The 16460-nt window shown below is 58.3% G+C and carries 11 protein-coding genes; 8 read left to right on the plus strand and 3 right to left on the minus strand.

Annotated elements, in window-relative coordinates:
- Positions 1 to 53: 53 nt before the first annotated feature.
- Genes FXO11_RS07860 through imuA form a run of 3 tightly spaced genes read right to left on the minus strand, consistent with a single transcriptional unit; the run spans position 54 to position 5280 of the window.
- Entirely contained in the window at positions 54 to 3161 is a 3108-nt protein-coding gene (locus FXO11_RS07860; protein ID WP_148862466.1) for an error-prone DNA polymerase, read from the minus strand.
- A gap of 6 nt (positions 3162 to 3167) precedes the next feature.
- On the minus strand, positions 3168 to 4580 hold the full coding sequence (locus tag FXO11_RS07865; RefSeq protein ID WP_148862467.1) for a Y-family DNA polymerase: 1413 nt from the start codon (positions 4578 to 4580) through the stop codon (positions 3168 to 3170).
- 7 nt (positions 4581 to 4587) lie between these two features.
- Positions 4588 to 5280 carry a translesion DNA synthesis-associated protein ImuA gene (gene imuA / locus FXO11_RS07870; protein WP_148862468.1) on the minus strand — a complete coding sequence of 231 codons (693 nt, stop codon included), beginning with the start codon at positions 5278 to 5280 and terminating at the stop codon, positions 4588 to 4590.
- Positions 5281 to 5664: 384 nt separating this feature from the next.
- Here imuA and FXO11_RS07875 point away from each other — a divergent pair, with 384 nt between their 5' ends.
- The 8 genes from FXO11_RS07875 to cmk all read left to right on the plus strand — a co-directional run bounded on the left by FXO11_RS07875 (position 5665) and on the right by cmk (position 16399).
- Positions 5665 to 6006, plus strand: a complete 342-nt coding sequence (locus FXO11_RS07875; protein ID WP_148862469.1) for a 4a-hydroxytetrahydrobiopterin dehydratase — start codon at positions 5665 to 5667, stop codon at positions 6004 to 6006.
- A 159-nt stretch (positions 6007 to 6165) separates the two neighbouring features.
- Entirely contained in the window at positions 6166 to 7020 is an 855-nt protein-coding gene (purU, locus tag FXO11_RS07880; protein WP_148862470.1) for a formyltetrahydrofolate deformylase, read from the plus strand.
- A gap of 325 nt (positions 7021 to 7345) precedes the next feature.
- Complete coding sequence (gene gyrA, locus FXO11_RS07885; protein WP_148862471.1) at positions 7346 to 9952, plus strand: DNA gyrase subunit A; 2607 nt, start codon at positions 7346 to 7348, stop codon at positions 9950 to 9952.
- A gap of 91 nt (positions 9953 to 10043) precedes the next feature.
- Entirely contained in the window at positions 10044 to 11126 is a 1083-nt protein-coding gene (serC, locus tag FXO11_RS07890; RefSeq protein ID WP_148862472.1) for a 3-phosphoserine/phosphohydroxythreonine transaminase, read from the plus strand.
- Between the two features lie 2 nt (positions 11127 to 11128).
- Entirely contained in the window at positions 11129 to 12226 is a 1098-nt protein-coding gene (gene pheA / locus FXO11_RS07895) for a prephenate dehydratase (protein WP_148864838.1), read from the plus strand.
- Positions 12227 to 12358: 132 nt separating this feature from the next.
- On the plus strand, positions 12359 to 13477 hold the full coding sequence (hisC, locus tag FXO11_RS07900) for a histidinol-phosphate transaminase (protein WP_148862473.1): 1119 nt from the start codon (positions 12359 to 12361) through the stop codon (positions 13475 to 13477).
- Positions 13470 to 15722: a bifunctional prephenate dehydrogenase/3-phosphoshikimate 1-carboxyvinyltransferase gene (locus FXO11_RS07905; RefSeq protein ID WP_148862474.1), complete on the plus strand. Its 2253-nt coding sequence runs from the start codon at positions 13470 to 13472 to the stop codon at positions 15720 to 15722. Before hisC ends, FXO11_RS07905 begins: the two co-directional genes overlap by 8 nt.
- On the plus strand, positions 15719 to 16399 hold the full coding sequence (gene cmk, locus FXO11_RS07910; RefSeq protein ID WP_148862475.1) for a (d)CMP kinase: 681 nt from the start codon (positions 15719 to 15721) through the stop codon (positions 16397 to 16399). Before FXO11_RS07905 ends, cmk begins: the two co-directional genes overlap by 4 nt.
- Positions 16400 to 16460: the final 61 nt, after the last annotated feature.

Here is a 16460-nt window from a genome sequence, read left to right on the forward strand (position 1 = left end):
AAACGAAGCCCTGCATTTGCGGGGCTTTTTTCTGTCTAGCATTCCGCAGACCGCTAGCGGAAATCCCTGGAGCGAATTTTCAAGCTCCCCAGCAGGTGGCTGAGATCGGTCAGCTTGCCTGCTATCACATGCACGATGTCGCCTTCTCGCTCCAGGATGCCCTTTACATGCAGCAGTCGCGATTTGATTAGCGGCTGGCGTTGCTGGCGTGCGGTGTTGAGCCAGACCACCACATTGGCATTGCCGGTTTCATCTTCCAAGGTGACGAAAGTGATGCCTTTGCCGGTACCGGGACGCTGCCTGCCGGTGACCAATCCCGCAAGGTGCACCAGGCGCCCGTTGGGGTGAGTTTTCAGGCTCTCGGCGGTATGACAATGGCGTAACTGCCCCTGTTCTCGCAGCAAGGCCAGGGGATGGCGTTGCAATGTCAGTCCGTGACTGGCGTAATCCTCCAAGACGTTCTCGCCTTCCGAAGGTTCGGGCATTCTGATGCCTTTGTCATCGTTCGCAGGACGCGCCGTGTAAGTCGGTTGGCTTTCCTGTACGAATAACGGTGAGGGCTCGTCGTACTCCAGAATATCCCAGCGGGCTTGATGCCGATTGTCGCTGAAAATACGCAAGGCACCGGCGCTGGCCAGACATTCCAGGTCTTGGTTGTCGATGCCGGCACGGTGGCGGATGTGTTCGATGGATGTGTAGCCATTTTTCGGTCGCGCAGCGACCAATTTGTCCGCGCCGGACTGGCTAAGCCCTTTCACCAGCCGTAGCCCCAATCGCAGGTGCTCATGGTGGTTTTCCAGTATGTGATCCCAATGGCTGTGGTTTACATCGATGGGATGGATCGTCACATCGTGGCGCCGGGCATCCTGTACCAGTTGTGAGGGTGAATAGAACCCCATGGGCTGACTGTTAAGAAGGGCACAGTAAAAGGCTGAAGGGTGGTGGTACTTAATCCAGGCGGAGACATAGACCAGTAACGCAAAGCTGGCAGAGTGAGATTCGGGGAAACCGTAGCCGCCAAAGCCGCGCAGTTGCAGGTAGAGACGTTCGGCAAACTCGCGACTATGCCCCTTGGCGAGCATCCCGTCGATCAGCTTATCCTTGAAGGGTGTGAGATCGCCATGGGATTTCCAGGCGGCCATGGCGCGGCGCAGCTTATCAGCTTCGCTGCCGCTAAAATCGGCTGCCACCATGGCAAGCTTTATGGCTTGTTCTTGAAAGATGGGGACGCCGAGTGTGCGCTCCAAAACAGTTTTGATGGCCTTGTCGCCACCATAGTCTGGCTCTTCCTTCCCATCCCTTCGCCTCAAATAAGGATGCACCATATCGCCCTTGATGGGGCCGGGGCGGACGATAGCTACCTGGATCACCAAGTCGTAGTATTTGCGCGGTTTCAAACGCGGCAGCATATTGATCTGGGCGCGGGATTCAACCTGGAAAACGCCAATGCTGTCGCCCGCACAAAGCATATCGTAAACACGGTCATCGCCCTGTTCGATATCGCTCATTACAAGCCGGCGTTCTTCTTTGAGGCTGATTAGATCAAGCGCCTTGCGAATGGCGGACAGCATGCCGAGCGCGAGTACGTCCACCTTCATTAGGCCCAGGCTTTCCAGGTCGTCTTTGTCCCACTGAATAACTGTACGGTCTGCCATGCTGGCGTTTTCGGTGGGTACGAGCTTGGCCAAGGGCCCTTCGCTGATAACGAAGCCGCCCACGTGCTGTGACAGATGGCGGGGAAAGCCCATCAGGGTTTTGGCCAGCACGAGAAACTGTTCGACAGTCCTGGCCGACTGCGACAGGCCCTTGTGCATCAACTGCTCCTGCCAGTCCTGCTCTTTATCGCGCCAATCCACATTGGCGATGAGCTGTTCCAGCAAGTGAATATCGAATCCCAGCGCCTTGCCCACATCGCGGATAGCGCTACGCTGCCGGTAACGTATAACGGTAGCGGCCAGGGCGGCCCGTTCACGGCCATAACGACGATAGATGTACTGGATGACTTCTTCGCGCCGTTCGTGCTCAAAGTCCACGTCGATATCGGGCGGCTCGTTGCGGTCTGCGGAAATGAAGCGTTCGAAAAGCAATTCCACCTGAGTGGGGTCGACTTCGGTAATGCCCAGGCAATAGCACACCACGGAATTGGCGGAAGAACCCCGCCCCTGACAAAGAATAGCCTGGCTACGGGCGAACATGACGATATCGTGGATCGTCAGGAAGTAGGGCTCGTAGTCTTTCTCCTTGATCAGCCTCAGTTCCTTTTCGACCAGGGCCCGCTTGTCAGACGGAATGCCTTCCGGAAAACGCCATTTAATGCCTTCTTCCGTGAGCTCGCGTAGGTAGGTGCTTGGTGTGTGCCCTGGGGGAATGACTTCTGGCGGATAGCTGTAGCGAAGTTGGCCAGGGCTGAAAGTGCATTGCTCTGCAATCTTTAGGCTTTCTTCGATCCACGCTTCCGGAAACAGTTTGCGTAAGGTGTCGATCGGACGCAGGTAGCGCTCGCCATTGGCAAACAGGTGACAGCCAGCCTCGGCTACTGTGCAGCCGTGGCGGATGGCTGTCAGCACGTCCTGCAAGGGTTGGCGGCCGCGCTGGTGCATGTGCACATGGCCGGTAGCGACGATGGGTAGGCCCAGTTGGCGGCCCAGTAGCTGCCAAAGAGTCATGTTTTCCTCGTCCTGATCGGTCAGGCTGCGCTCGGCCATGATCCAGAGGCGATTGGGGAAAAGGGACTTGAGCCACTGGCCCTGTCCGATTGTCGTCTCGAAAATTGAGGGCGTCGCGCCCCAGAGTGCAAGACACTGGTCTAAGGCGTGGGTTTCCAGGTCTTCACCGAAAAGGGTGTAGGTTCCCTTTTCAGCGCGGCGTCTTGCCGTGGTGATCAGTTGGCAGAGCTGGCCGTAGCCTTCGCGGGTTTGGGCCAGCAGTACCAGCAGTATCTCTGGAGATTGCAGGTGGAACTCACTGCCGGTGATCAGTTTGACCTTCTCGTTCGCCTTGAGAGCTGCGTAGGCTCGGGGCATGCCCGCGACCGAGCATTCGTCGGTAATGGCCAGCGCCGTGTAGCCTTGCTTTTCGGCTTCCTCTGCCAGTTCGTGGGGGTGGGAGGCGCCGCGCAGGAAGGTAAAATTGCTCAGGCAATGGAGTTCAGCGTAGGCCATAAGGTTTCACGCAAACCAGCCGTGGATGTACCAGCCGCCGGTGACATCCCGGAATAGCCACCCCGTTTGCCCGCTGTGTAAGCGAGCGATGTAGTAGTCCCGCTGGACTCTTTCTCCGTCCCACCAGCCGCCGCTGATGCGCTCTGGGCCGGTTAGCCACGTCTTCGGCATGTCGGTCAGCGGCTGCGGTTTTCTCAGTAGCCATAGCGGGCGGCGGGGTAGGGGGATGTCGGCGCCGGAAACCCTGCTCTGCACGGATGTCGCGAGCCAGGCTCGCTCAGGGCGGTGATCGGCGTTAAGGCTCAGGGTATTCAGGGCGCCATCGCCCAGACGCGCCTGCAACCGGCTGAGCAGGTGCTGCCGGGCTTCGTCCCGGGAGGCCGTGGATTCGCCGAACAGATCATCGGCGATGGGCGCATCCCGGCGCATAAAGCGCCTGACTTTGACGGATAGGCCTATAGCGGGCGATTCCAGCTCATGACGCTCCAGCCGCAAGCGCACCAGCGCGAGAAAAGCGGAAGCCCGGTGTTCCGGTGCTGTGGAGCGGATCTGCAGCGGTGTCACCGGCCGATGCCGGTGGCGGATTTCCAGCTGCAGGGTGTCGGTATCCTGCTGGCGCCAGCGCAGCTCTTCTTCCAGTTCCTGGAGCGCTCTCTGCAGAGGAAACAACAGGCCGCTGCTATGCTCCACATCCTCGGCAAAATCCAGCTGGCGATGGAAATAGGGGGGGGGTAGCCAGTCGGTCTGCGGGTCGGCGGTACTGCCTTCGATTTTTTGTAGCGCCAGGCTGATGTCCGGTCCCAGGCGCCGGGCCAACTCCCGGTCCGGTAACTGCAGTACCGAGCCCAGGGTATGTAGCCCCATGCGTTGCAGGCGCTCGATCGTCTTTTCATCCAAACCGCTCTGGCCCACGGTTACCCGATCCAGGGAGCGTCGCAGGTGTTGGGTATCTTCGCTGCATTCCCCGCTCCGGCTTCGGGCCAGGATGCGGGCGGCCTTGGGGGTTAGTCCGCAAGCGAGCCAAGCCGTTAGGTAGCGCTGGGCTAGGTGGGTCTGCAGTTTCTCCCAAAGGGCGGACAGGCTGCCGTGAAGGCGCCTCAGGCTACCGGCCTCAATAAGAATGCCATCCGGTGGATAGAGGCTGATGCGGGCGACGTGGCGGTAGAGCCATAACGCCTGTTGCTCCAGGACCCGGCCCTGTTCCTCCATATCGGCTTCGATCAGATGCAGTGTTTCGGCCAGGGCGGTTGCCGTCTGCGTGGTCTGGCCGACAGTGACCCCCAACTCTTCCGCTTCCGGATTGAGCTGTAGCACCCGTGGCGGATGACCGCTGATCAGCGCCATGGGCCGGGAAGTCGCTTCACTCTGGCTGAAATGCTCCAGCAGCAGGTGAGGGAAGTGAAGGTAAAGCCATAGCATGATGGTTTCAGTCCTGCCGCTGCGACCAAGGGCCCTGGATAATCTCGGCAGTCCGGCTTCGGGGAAGGTCCACCACCGGCGGAATCGATAGCTTGAGATCTGCAACCGGCCAGCCGCCGCGGCGCTTGAGGATGTCGGTCTGTAGTTTCCAGCCGTCCTCCGGTGCAAGTTTCAGGCGCAGGGCCGCGGGTGAGTGTTCCTGGGCATGGCTTGTGTCACGAAACAGGATGCATAGGCTGTCGCCGGCTTCGGCGGCCAGTTGGATACGGCGGATTTCGCTGCGCTTTATGCTGTCGAGCCAAACCATCACCAGGCCGGTGGTGGATGAGCGCAAGCAATTCTCCAGGGTCCAGAGCTGGTCTTCCCGGCTTTGGGTGTGGACCTGAACGATATGGGCGATATCCACCTCGGCACGGGCCAGGGCCGGCGCATAGGGAATATGGGGAGCGTCGATCCAGAAAGCGGTCAGGCCCTCCCGGGTGAGCTTGCGCAAGACGGGCAGGATCAGTTGGAGTTCGCCGATGCCGCAATGGGGAATCAGGCATTCGATCATGGCACCGCGAGGCCAGCCGGCGCCGGGTAGGTATTCGTCCAGCAGATGGAATCCGGTGGCTGCGGCGTCTGTCCGAGTCTGTCGTTTCTGCTGGCTCGCCTGCCAGACCTGGGCACTATCCAGCAATTTATCGATGATTTCGCTCATACCGCCATTCCGCTCAATACTGTTTATTTATACAGTATATTGTCGGATGGCTGCTTTGCAATGTCTAGTGCGCGATAGACATTGTGACCGGCGAGAGTGTCCCACTTGAATGCCTTGACCCAATTCAGGTGCAGATGCAGGCTGAGGCAGTGTTGAATATTGTCAGTATTGAATATTGTCAAAATTGATAATGTCAGAATTGGACTAAGGAGCCTCTGAAAAAGTTCAGGCTGTGGATGAAGCGCAAGGCGCACGGAACGCAAGATGCGAGACATACCTTTCTGGTAGGCGAGTATCTGAGTACCGCGCAACGCAGTGATTCGCCACAGAATGGACTTTTTCAGAGGCTCCCTAACCGGCAATCATCGAAACAAGGAGAGTGTTATGACTGAATTGAAATCGCAGTCCTGTGAAGCCTGTAAATCCGATGCGCCACAGGTGATCGGCGACGAACTGGCCAGCCTGCAAAAGGAGGTGCCCAAGTGGACGCTGGTCGAGAAAGGTGGCGAGCAGCAGATCGAGCGCACCTTCAAGTTCAAGAATTTTGCCGAGGCCCTGGGGTTCACTCAGAAAGTAGGGGATCTGGCAGAGTCGGAAGGCCATCACCCCGCGCTTCTCACCGAATACGGCAAGACCACCGTCAATTGGTGGACCCACAAGATCGGCGGCCTGCATCGCAACGATTTCATCATGGCCGCTCGGACGGATGAGCTTTTCGGCGAATAAGCACGGCTATTCCTTCCGGGCGGGCGGCTTACGCCGGCCCGGACAATCCGTTATCATGCACCGTTTTCCTGGTGAGGGACGCGCGCCAAACCAATTGGCGTATACAGTTCTGAATCCCAATGACAATGGTTTCGGTAAGGCATGGAGTTGTAGTAACGCATGGAACATACGTATCGTCTGGTGATTTCCTGTCCTGACCGGGTCGGCATCGTGGCTAAGGTGAGTAACTTTTTGACCACCTACAACGGCTGGATTACCGAAGCCAGTCACCACTCCGACAATCAGGCCGGCTGGTTCTTCATGCGTCATGAAATCAAGGCCAGCTCCATTCCGTTCGGGCTCGACCAGTTCCGCACGGCCTTCGAGCCAATTGCCCGTGAATTCGATATGACCTGGCATGTAGCGGATTCCGCCGCGCCCAAAAAAGTCGTGCTGATGTGCAGCAAGGAATCCCACTGCATTGCCGACTTGCTGCACCGCTGGCACAGCAAAGAGCTCAATGCCGAGATCGCGGCCGTGATTTCCAACCACGACGACCTTCGCCGCATGGTGGAGTGGCACGATATTCCTTATCACCACATACCGGTCACCAGGGAGAACAAAGCGGAAGCCTTCGCCGAGATCGGTGAGTTGTTCGAGGGTTATAATGCCGATGTGATCGTGCTGGCGCGTTACATGCAAATCCTGCCGCCGGAGTTGTGCGAACGGTACGCGGGCAAGGTGATCAACATACACCACAGCTTCTTGCCATCCTTCGCCGGAGCACGGCCATACCACCAAGCGTACAGCCGTGGCGTGAAGCTGATCGGGGCGACCTGCCATTACGTCACCCAGGACCTGGACGAGGGTCCGATCATCGAGCAGGATGTCATTCGCGTGAACCACAGCGACACCATCGAAGACATGGTGCGTCTGGGTAAGGATGTAGAGAAAAACGTACTGGCCCGGGGGCTGCGCGCCCATGTCGAAGACCGGGTTATTACCCACGAAAACAAGACCGTGGTCTTCAACTGATCGCTCCCTGTTCAGCCTGAAGGTATCTCTTTGCTTTTCTGGGGCTTTTCAGCCCCTGCCGCTTTTCCCGCCCAACTTCGCTCAAGCGTTATTTGCCTGTCACTCTGAAGGCCTGAGTGTGGTATGATTGCCCGCTTATAAATGCCCTTCGGATCAGGAGTTGTTCAGAGACTCCTAAGCCAGCATCGTCCGGTCAGGTACAGGCTCGGGGACGTTCGGCGCAAGACTTCCCAAGGGTAAATTCCGCGTCCCATAACGCGGGAATCGTCATGTCGCGATTCCATAAAAACGACGACTTCCAGCAAACGCAAAGGAACCTTTCTCGATGGGTGAATTAGCCAAAGAGATCCTGCCCGTAAATATTGAAGATGAGCTGAAACAGTCCTACCTCGATTACGCCATGAGCGTTATCGTCGGTCGTGCTCTGCCCGATGTCCGGGATGGACTCAAGCCTGTTCACCGCCGTGTTCTGTTCGCCATGTCCGAGTTGGGCAACGACTGGAACAAGACCTACAAGAAATCCGCCCGTGTGGTGGGCGACGTCATCGGTAAATATCACCCCCATGGCGACTCTGCGGTCTACGACACCATCGTGCGTATGGCCCAGCCGTTTTCTTTGCGTTATCCGCTGGTCGACGGCCAGGGTAACTTCGGTTCCATCGACGGCGACAATGCCGCGGCCATGCGTTACACCGAAATTCGCATGAAGAAGATTGCCCATTCGCTGCTGGCGGATCTGGACAAGGAAACCGTCGATTTCGTGCCCAACTACGACGGCACCGAGGAAATTCCCGATGTCCTGCCAACCCGTGTGCCGAACCTGCTGGTCAACGGCTCATCCGGTATCGCGGTGGGGATGGCGACCAACATCCCGCCCCACAACCTGACGGAAATCGTTAATGGCTGCCTGGCGCTGATTGATAATCAGGACATCACCATCGACGAATTGATGGAGTATATTCCGGGGCCCGATTTTCCCACCGACGGTATTATCAATGGCCGAGCCGGTATCATCGAAGCCTACCGGACTGGCCGTGGCCGTATCTATATCCGCTCCCGTCACGAGATCGAGCAGGACAAAAAGACCGGCCGTGAAGCGATCATCATTACCGAGCTGCCGTACCAGCTGAACAAGGCGCGTCTGATCGAGAAGATCGCCGAGCTGGTCAAGGAGAAGCGGCTGGAAGGCATTACCGAGCTGCGTGACGAGTCCAACAAGGAGGGTATCCGCGTGGTGATCGAGCTGCGCCGCGGGGAGAACGCCGAGGTTATCGTCAACAACCTGTTCGCCCACACCCAGTTGGAAACCGTCTTCGGTATCAATATGGTCGCCCTGATCAACGGCGAGCCGAAGATTCTCAACCTGAAAGAAATTCTCGATGCGTTCGTCCGTCACCGTCGCGAAGTGGTGACTCGCCGGACCCTCTACGAACTGCGCAAGGCCCGCGAGCGTGGCCATATCCTGGAAGGCCTCACGGTCGCCTTGGCCAACATCGATGAAGTGATCGAGCTGATCAAGCAGTCGCCCAGCGCTTCAGAAGCCAAGGAAAAGCTGATCGACAAGGGCTGGGAGCCGGGCCAGGTTTCCGACATGCTGGAGCGCGCCGGTCAAGATGCCTGCCGTCCGGACGATTTGCCGGAAATCTATGGCATGCGCGACGGGCTTTATCACCTGTCACCGGAACAGGCTCAGGCTATCCTGGACTTGCGCCTGCACCGCCTCACCGGTCTGGAAACCGAGAAGCTGCAGAACGAGTACAAGGAAATCATCGACAAGATTGCCGAGTTGCTGCACATCCTCAGCGAGCCGGCACGGTTGATGGAAGTGATCCGCGAAGAACTGGAAGCGGTCGTCTCCGAATTTGGCGACACTCGCCGTACCGAAATCATCAGTTCCCGTCGCGATCTGACCATCGCCGACCTGATCGACGAAGAAGACCTTGTGGTGACCATTTCCCACAACGGTTACGCCAAGACCCAGCCGGTCGAGACCTATCAGGCTCAGCGCCGGGGTGGCCGTGGCCGCTCCTCGACCACGATGAAGGAAGAGGATTTCATCGAGAAACTGCTGGTCGCCAACTCCCACGACACCATTCTGTGTTTTACCAATAAAGGAAAGGTGTACTGGCTACGGGTGTTCGAGATTCCCCAGGCCAGCCGTGCGGCCCGTGGTCGTCCGATGGTGAACATCCTGCCGCTGGACGAGGATGAGCGCGTGACCACCTTCCTGCCGGTACGCGATTATCCGGAAGATCACTACGTGCTGATGGCGACCTCCGCCGGTGTCGTCAAGAAGACGCCGCTGCCTAACTTCTCCCGTCCGCGTACCAGCGGCTTGATTGCCCTGTCCCTGGATGAAGGCGACACCCTGATCGGTGCGGCGATCACCGCCGGCGAATCCGAAGTCATGCTGTTCTCGTCTGCGGGCAAGGCGGTTCGCTTCAAGGAAGGGCAGGTGCGTGCCATGGGCCGGACGGCGCGTGGTGTGCGCGGTATCCGCATGCCGGAAGGTCATCGTGTGGTCTCCCTGATTATTCCGGAAGAAAGCGGCATGATCCTGACCGCCAGTGAGAACGGCTACGGCAAGCGTACCCAGCTCGACGAGTTCCCGTCTTATAGCCGGGGTAGCCAGGGCGTTATCGCCATGCAGTGTTCCGACCGTAACGGTAATCTGGTTTCGGCCACTCAGGTGTTTGAAAGCGACGAAATGATGCTGATCTCTGACAAGGGCACATTAGTGCGTTCAAGCACCGGGGAAGTCTCCCTGCTGAGCCGGAATACCCAGGGTGTACGGCTAATCCGTCTAACCCAGGAAGACGAGCGCCTGGTCGCTGTCCAGCGGATTGCCGACAGTGGGCTGGACGAAGACGGCGAGGAAGGTGAGACGGTCGACGGCGACGATGCGCCGGCGCAAGAGGGCGATGCGGACTGAATCGGTCCGCACACCGATCTAAGGAGCCTCTGATTCTTCATTGGACTTATTCAGAGGCTCCCTGAAGCTTTAACGGAGAGAAAAGGCGGTAATGACCAGAGCATATAACTTCTGTGCAGGCCCGGCGACCTTGCCGGCAGAGGTGCTCCAGCAAGCCCGTGAGGAAATGCTGGACTGGAGAGGCACGGGCATGTCGGTGATGGAAATGAGTCACCGCAGCGACGCATTCGTCGCCATCGCCCAGACCGCCGAACAGGACCTTCGGGAACTGGCGGGTATCTCCGATGACTATGCGGTCTTGTTCATGCAGGGCGGCGCCAGCAGCCAGTTCGCCACGGTGCCGCTCAATCTGATGCGCGGCAAGTCGTCGGCGGACTATGTCAACACCGGTATCTGGTCGAAGAAGGCGATTGCCGAAGCCAAGCGCTTTGCTGACGTGAACGTGGCGGCCTCCAGCGAAGCGCAGGGGTTTACCACGGTTCCCGACCCATCCAGCTGGACGACCAATCCGGACGCCGCCTACCTGCATTACACGCCGAACGAAACCATCGGCGGCCTGGAGTACGATTTCATTCCGGATTCCGGCGATGTGCCGTTAGTGGCGGATATGTCCTCCACGCTGCTATCGCGCCCGCTGGATATCTCCAGGTTTGGCCTGATCTACGCTGGTGCCCAGAAGAACATTGGACCCTCTGGTCTGGTCGTGGTGATTATCCGCAAGGACCTACTGGGCCACGCTCAATCCAGTACGCCGACCATGCTGGACTACAAGGTGATCGCTGATAACGACTCCATGTATAACACGCCGGCGACCTATTCCTGGTACCTGGCTGGACTGGTCTTTAAGTGGCTCAAAGCCCAGGGTGGCGTTACCGGCATGGGCGAGATCAACAAGCGTAAGGCCGACAAACTATACGGCTATATCGACAGCAGCGATTTTTACGCTAACCCCATCGAGCCGCGCTTCCGGTCCTGGATGAACGTGCCATTCACCCTGGCAGAGGACAGTCTCAACAACGATTTCCTCAAGGGCGCCGAGGAACGGCTGCTGTTGAATCTCAAAGGTCATCGAACCGTCGGAGGCATGCGCGCCTCTATTTATAACGCCATGCCGGAATCGGGTGTCGATGCCCTGATCGACTACATGAAAATGTTCGAGAAGGAGCGGGGCTGATGATGAGTGACGAACAGGCCCGCCTGGCGGAGCTGCGCGACCGCATCGACAGTCTCGACAGGCAGATCATGGATTTGATCAGCGCCCGGGCCCAATGCGCCCAGGAAGTGGCGCACGTCAAGATGGCCTCACGTCCGGGAGAGGATGTGTTTTTCTATCGGCCGGAACGAGAGGCTCAGGTTCTGCGTCGCATCAAAGCCGACAATCCGGGCCCGCTGTCCGATGAGGAAATGGCGTGGTTGTTCCGGGAAATCATGTCTGCCTGTCTGGCGCTGGAAAAGCCCATGCATATTGCTTTCCTGGGCCCTGAAGGAACCTTCACCCAGGCAGCGGCGCTCAAGCATTTCGGGCATTCCGTGGTTAGCGTACCTTTGCCGGCGATCGACGATGTCTTCCGCGAGGTTGAATCGGGCGCTGCGCATTACGGCGTGGTGCCGGTCGAAAATTCGACCGAGGGAATGATTAACCACACCCTCGATATGTTTATCTCCTCGCATTTGAAGATCTGTGGCGAGGTCCAGCTACGCATACATCACCATCTTTTAATCGCCGACGGCACCGACCCGAAGGCCATTAAGCGAATTTATTCCCATCAGCAGTCCTTCGCCCAGTGCCGCAAATGGCTGGATACCCACTGGCACGAGGTCGAGCGCGTCGCCGTCAGCAGTAATGCCGAAGCTGCCAGGCGAGCCGCCAACGAGCCCGGTGCGGCTGCGATTGCCGGTGACATGGCCGCGGAGCTCTACGGATTGCAAAAACTGGCCGGCACCATTGAAGATCGGCCGGACAATACCACGCGTTTTCTGATTATTGGGCGTGAAGAAGTGGGGCCAAGCGGACACGACAAGTCGTCCATCCTGGTGTCCATGCGCAACAAGCCCGGGGCATTGTACGAACTTCTCGAACCTTTCCACCGCCACGGCCTGAGCCTGACCCGTCTCGAGACCCGGCCGTCTCCGAGCGGTACCTGGGCTTATGTGTTCTATATCGACTTCGAGGCTCACGTTGACGATCCTCAGGTGCAGGCGGTATTGCAGGAAATCGATGCTGAAGCCGTTGAACTTAAGCGCCTGGGCTCTTATCCCATCGGCGTGCTTTGAAATGTAGATCGGAGCGGTAGCGCAGACAGCTAGGGTTGATAGATAAGGCTGATAGGTAAGACGGATAGATAGAACAGATATTTGGAGCGCGAGGTTTAATCTGGCGCGGACTGGATTCTGGCAGGAGATAACATGTCGATCGATTTCAAGTCCCGGGCGGTTGCCGGGGTGCGCGGCCTTCAGCCATACCAGCCGGGCAAGCCCATCGATGAAGTGGCCCGGGAAATGGGCCTCGATCCCAATCAGATCATCAAGCTAGCCAGTAACGAGAATCCGCTCGGCCCCAGTTCCATGGCCCTAGACGCGGCACGCCAAGCGCTGGACGAAATGTGCCTGTATCCGGACGGCAACGGCTTCAACCTGAAGCAGAAGCTGGCGGCGCGGCTCTCGGTTACGCCCGCCCATCTGACGCTGGGGAATGGTTCGAACGATGTGCTGGAGTTGGTGATCCGTGGCTTTGCCTGTGCCGGTGATGAAGTCGTCTTTTCCCAGTACGCTTTTGCTGTCTATCCCATCTCAACCCTGGCCGCTGGCGCCGTCGGTATCGCCGTAGCGGCTAAGGGTTGGGGGCATGATCTCGATGCCATGGCCGAGGCCATCAACGACCGTACACGCATTGTTTTTGTCGCCAACCCCAACAATCCGACGGGCACCGCTGTGGGACGCGCCGCGATCGAAAGCTTCCTCCGAAAAGTGCCGGAGCACGTGATCGTTGTACTGGATGAAGCCTACTGCGAGTATTTCGAAGGCGATGAATTTCCCGATGGTGTCGATTTGTTGTCGGACTACCCCAATCTGGTCGTTACCCGAACCTTCTCCAAGGCTTGGGGGTTGGCGGCTCTAAGAGTGGGCTATGCGGTTTCCTCCACCGATATCGCCGATGTTTTGAACCGGGTTCGCCAACCGTTTAATGTCGATACCATTGCCCTGGCAGCCGCTACTGCGGTGCTCGATGACGACGACTACCTGCAGCGGTCTCGCGAAGTGAATCGCAAGGGGCTGAAGCAGCTGGCTGCCGGATTCGAGGCGTTGGGTCTCGAGTACATCCCATCCAGCGGTAATTTTATCGCCGTAGATGTGGGTGAGAACGCAGGCCAAGTCTTCCAGGGGCTGCTTCGGCGCGGGGTGATCGTTCGGCCGATTGAAGCTTACGGCATGCCGCGACACTTGCGAGTTTCTGTCGGCCTGGAAGCCGAGAATGCCCGCTGCCTTGAAGCCCTCAGTGAGGTGCTGGAGTCCATGAATGGCTAAACCGAAGCAAGCTCAGGCATTGCCGGAGCCGCTCTTTCAGCGCATGGCCGTGCTCGGCCTGGGGTTGATCGGTGGCTCGTTGGCAAAAGCGGTGCGGGAGCAGAAACTTGCGGCCTGTGTCGTCGGTGCTGATCTGCGGCAGGACGAATTGCAGCGGGGGCTTGAGTTGGGTGTCATCGACGAAGCGGCGGAATCGCTGGCTGCGGCGGTGAGCGGTGCAGACTTGGTCGTCATTGCCGTCCCGGTCCGGGCCATGGCTTCGGTGCTCACGGAAATACGGCCTCATCTCGAAAAAAACGCCGTGCTTACCGATGTAGGCAGTACCAAGGCCAGTTTCGTGACGTCCGTCGAGGCCGTCTTTGGCTGTTGGCCTGACAGGGTGATTCCAGGCCATCCGATTGCGGGCTCGGAGAAAAGTGGTATTGCCGCCGCCAGGACGGATCTTTTCAATAATCACAAGGTGATCCTGACCCCTTCGGAGACCACTAACTCTGGAGCCCTATCCCGTCTATCGGCGCTTTGGAGCGCCTGTGGCGCGACGGTGCTAACGATGTCGGTAGAGCATCACGACGAAGTGCTGGCGGCCACCAGCCATTTACCGCACTTGATCGCCTTTTCCCTGGTGGATACGTTGGCTGGCGAAGACGATAATCTTGAAATTTTTCGCTACGCTGCCGGCGGTTTTCGCGACTTTACCCGGATAGCGGCAAGCGACCCGGTAATGTGGCATGACATCTTTCTCTCCAACCGGGAGGCGGTGCTCCGTGTGATCGATCACTTTAATGCAGATCTCTCGGTCCTGCGCGAAGCTATCGAGGTCGGGGATGGAAAGCGACTTTTGCAGGTATTCAGTCGTGCCAAGGCGGCACGGGACCATTTTTCCAAGATGCTATCAGGACAGGCGTACGTGACAGCCATGAGTCAGAAACAGGTTACCTTCAAGCTCCAGCCCGGCGGTGATGTCCGTGGCGATATCCGTGTACCCGGTGACAAATCCATCTCTCACCGATCCATCATGCTCGGTGCTCTGTCTGAGGGGGTTACCGAAGTGGAAGGCTTTCTCGAGGGGGAGGACAGTCTGGCGACGTTGCAGGCGTTCCGTGATATGGGCGTGACCATTGAAGGACCGGATAAAGGCTTCGTACGTATTCACGGTGTCGGCCTGCAAGGCTTGCAAGCGCCGCGCGGACCGCTCTATCTGGGGAACTCAGGTACGGCGATGCGCTTGTTTTCCGGGCTACTGGCCGGGCAAAACTTCGATGCCGAGCTGACCGGCGACGAGAGTCTGTCCAAACGGCCGATGGGGCGTGTGGCGGATCCATTACGGGAAATGGGGGCAGTCATCGAAACCGCCGACGGTGGCCGGCCACCGATCCGGATCAAGGGCGGGCAAGCGCTCAAGGGCATCCGTTACGATATGCCCATCGCCAGTGCTCAGGTCAAATCCTGTTTACTGCTGGCAGGGCTCTACGCAGGAGGCGAAACGAAGGTGACCGAGCCGGCGCCAACCCGCGATCACACCGAGCGTATGTTGCAGGGTTTCGGTTACCGGGTCGAGCGAGAAGATGCCACTGCCAGGGTTAGCGGCGGCGGCCGACTTACCGGCGGTCATATCGATGTGCCCGCCGATATTTCTTCTGCCGCTTTCTTTTTAGTGGCGGCTTCGATTACCCCGGGTGCCGACCTGACGTTGCGTCATGTGGGCATGAACCCGACCCGCGTCGGCGTCATTAACATTCTTAAGCAAATGGGCGCGGACATTACCGTCGACAATGAGCGTGAAGTGGGTGGCGAACCCGTCGCCGACTTGCACGTCCGACACGCGCGGCTCAAGGGGATCAGTATCCCGGAAGACCAGGTACCGCTGGCTATCGACGAGTTTCCTGTGTTGTTCATCGCCGCTGTCTGCGCTGAAGGCGAAACGATCCTGACAGGGGCCGAGGAACTGCGGGTTAAGGAGAGCGATCGAATTCAGGTTATGGCCGATGGCCTTGCCGAGCTGGGCGTGAAGACGACTGTCACGCCTGATGGCATTGTGATTCAGGGCGGTCAGGCGATGCAGACTGGCACCGTAAACAGTCACGGCGATCATCGGATTGCTATGGCATTTTCGGTGGCCGCGCTACGGGCCAAGGGTGAAATTACGGTGACCGATTGTGCCAACGTGGCGACCTCCTTCCCAAATTTTGTGGATCTGGCGAAAAACGTCGGCATCCGTATCGAGGTCGAGGGGGCCGGGGGATGAGCCTGCAGACCATCCCTGTCATTACTATCGATGGTCCAAGTGGATCGGGTAAGGGAACGATTGCCCAGATGGTGGCTCGAAGTCTTGGATACCATCTATTGGATAGCGGGGCGCTCTATCGCTTGACAGCTTTGGCAGCGCAGCGGCATGGTGTCGGCATCCAGGACGTTGATGGATTGGTCCGGGTCGCAGGGAAGCTGGATGTCGCCTTTCTGCCGACGCCACCCGGCGAGCCAGCACGGGTATTGATGGCTGGCGATGACGTTACTGCGGAAATTCGCACCGAAACTTGTGGCGAGAATGCGTCCCAGGTCGCTGCAATTCAGGCGGTGAGGGATGCATTATTGCAGCGCCAGCGTGATTTTCGCCAGACGCCGGGCTTGGTGGCTGACGGACGCGATATGGGTACGGTGATTTTTCCAGATGCGACGGTCAAAATTTTCCTGACCGCAAGTGCAGAAGAAAGGGCAGAACGACGCTATCGCCAGTTGCTGGACGCCGGTGTCGATGTTAGTATTGACGCCCTTTTAAAGGAGATACGGGCACGGGATGACCGGGACACGAACCGGATCAGTGCCCCGCTTAGACCCGCGGATGATGCGCAAGTCATTGATTCGTCGGGGTTAAGCATAGAAGAGGTGTTGGAAAAGGTGATGGCTGCAGCAAGCCAGGCCTGACCGCACCCTTTTGTCGTTGGAAGCTGGAAAGCTGCGTATTTCGCCAGCCTGTGGCAGTTTT

It is taken from the genome of Marinobacter fonticola (assembly GCF_008122265.1).
GTDB classification, from domain to species: Bacteria; Pseudomonadota; Gammaproteobacteria; order Pseudomonadales; family Oleiphilaceae; genus Marinobacter_A; species Marinobacter_A fonticola.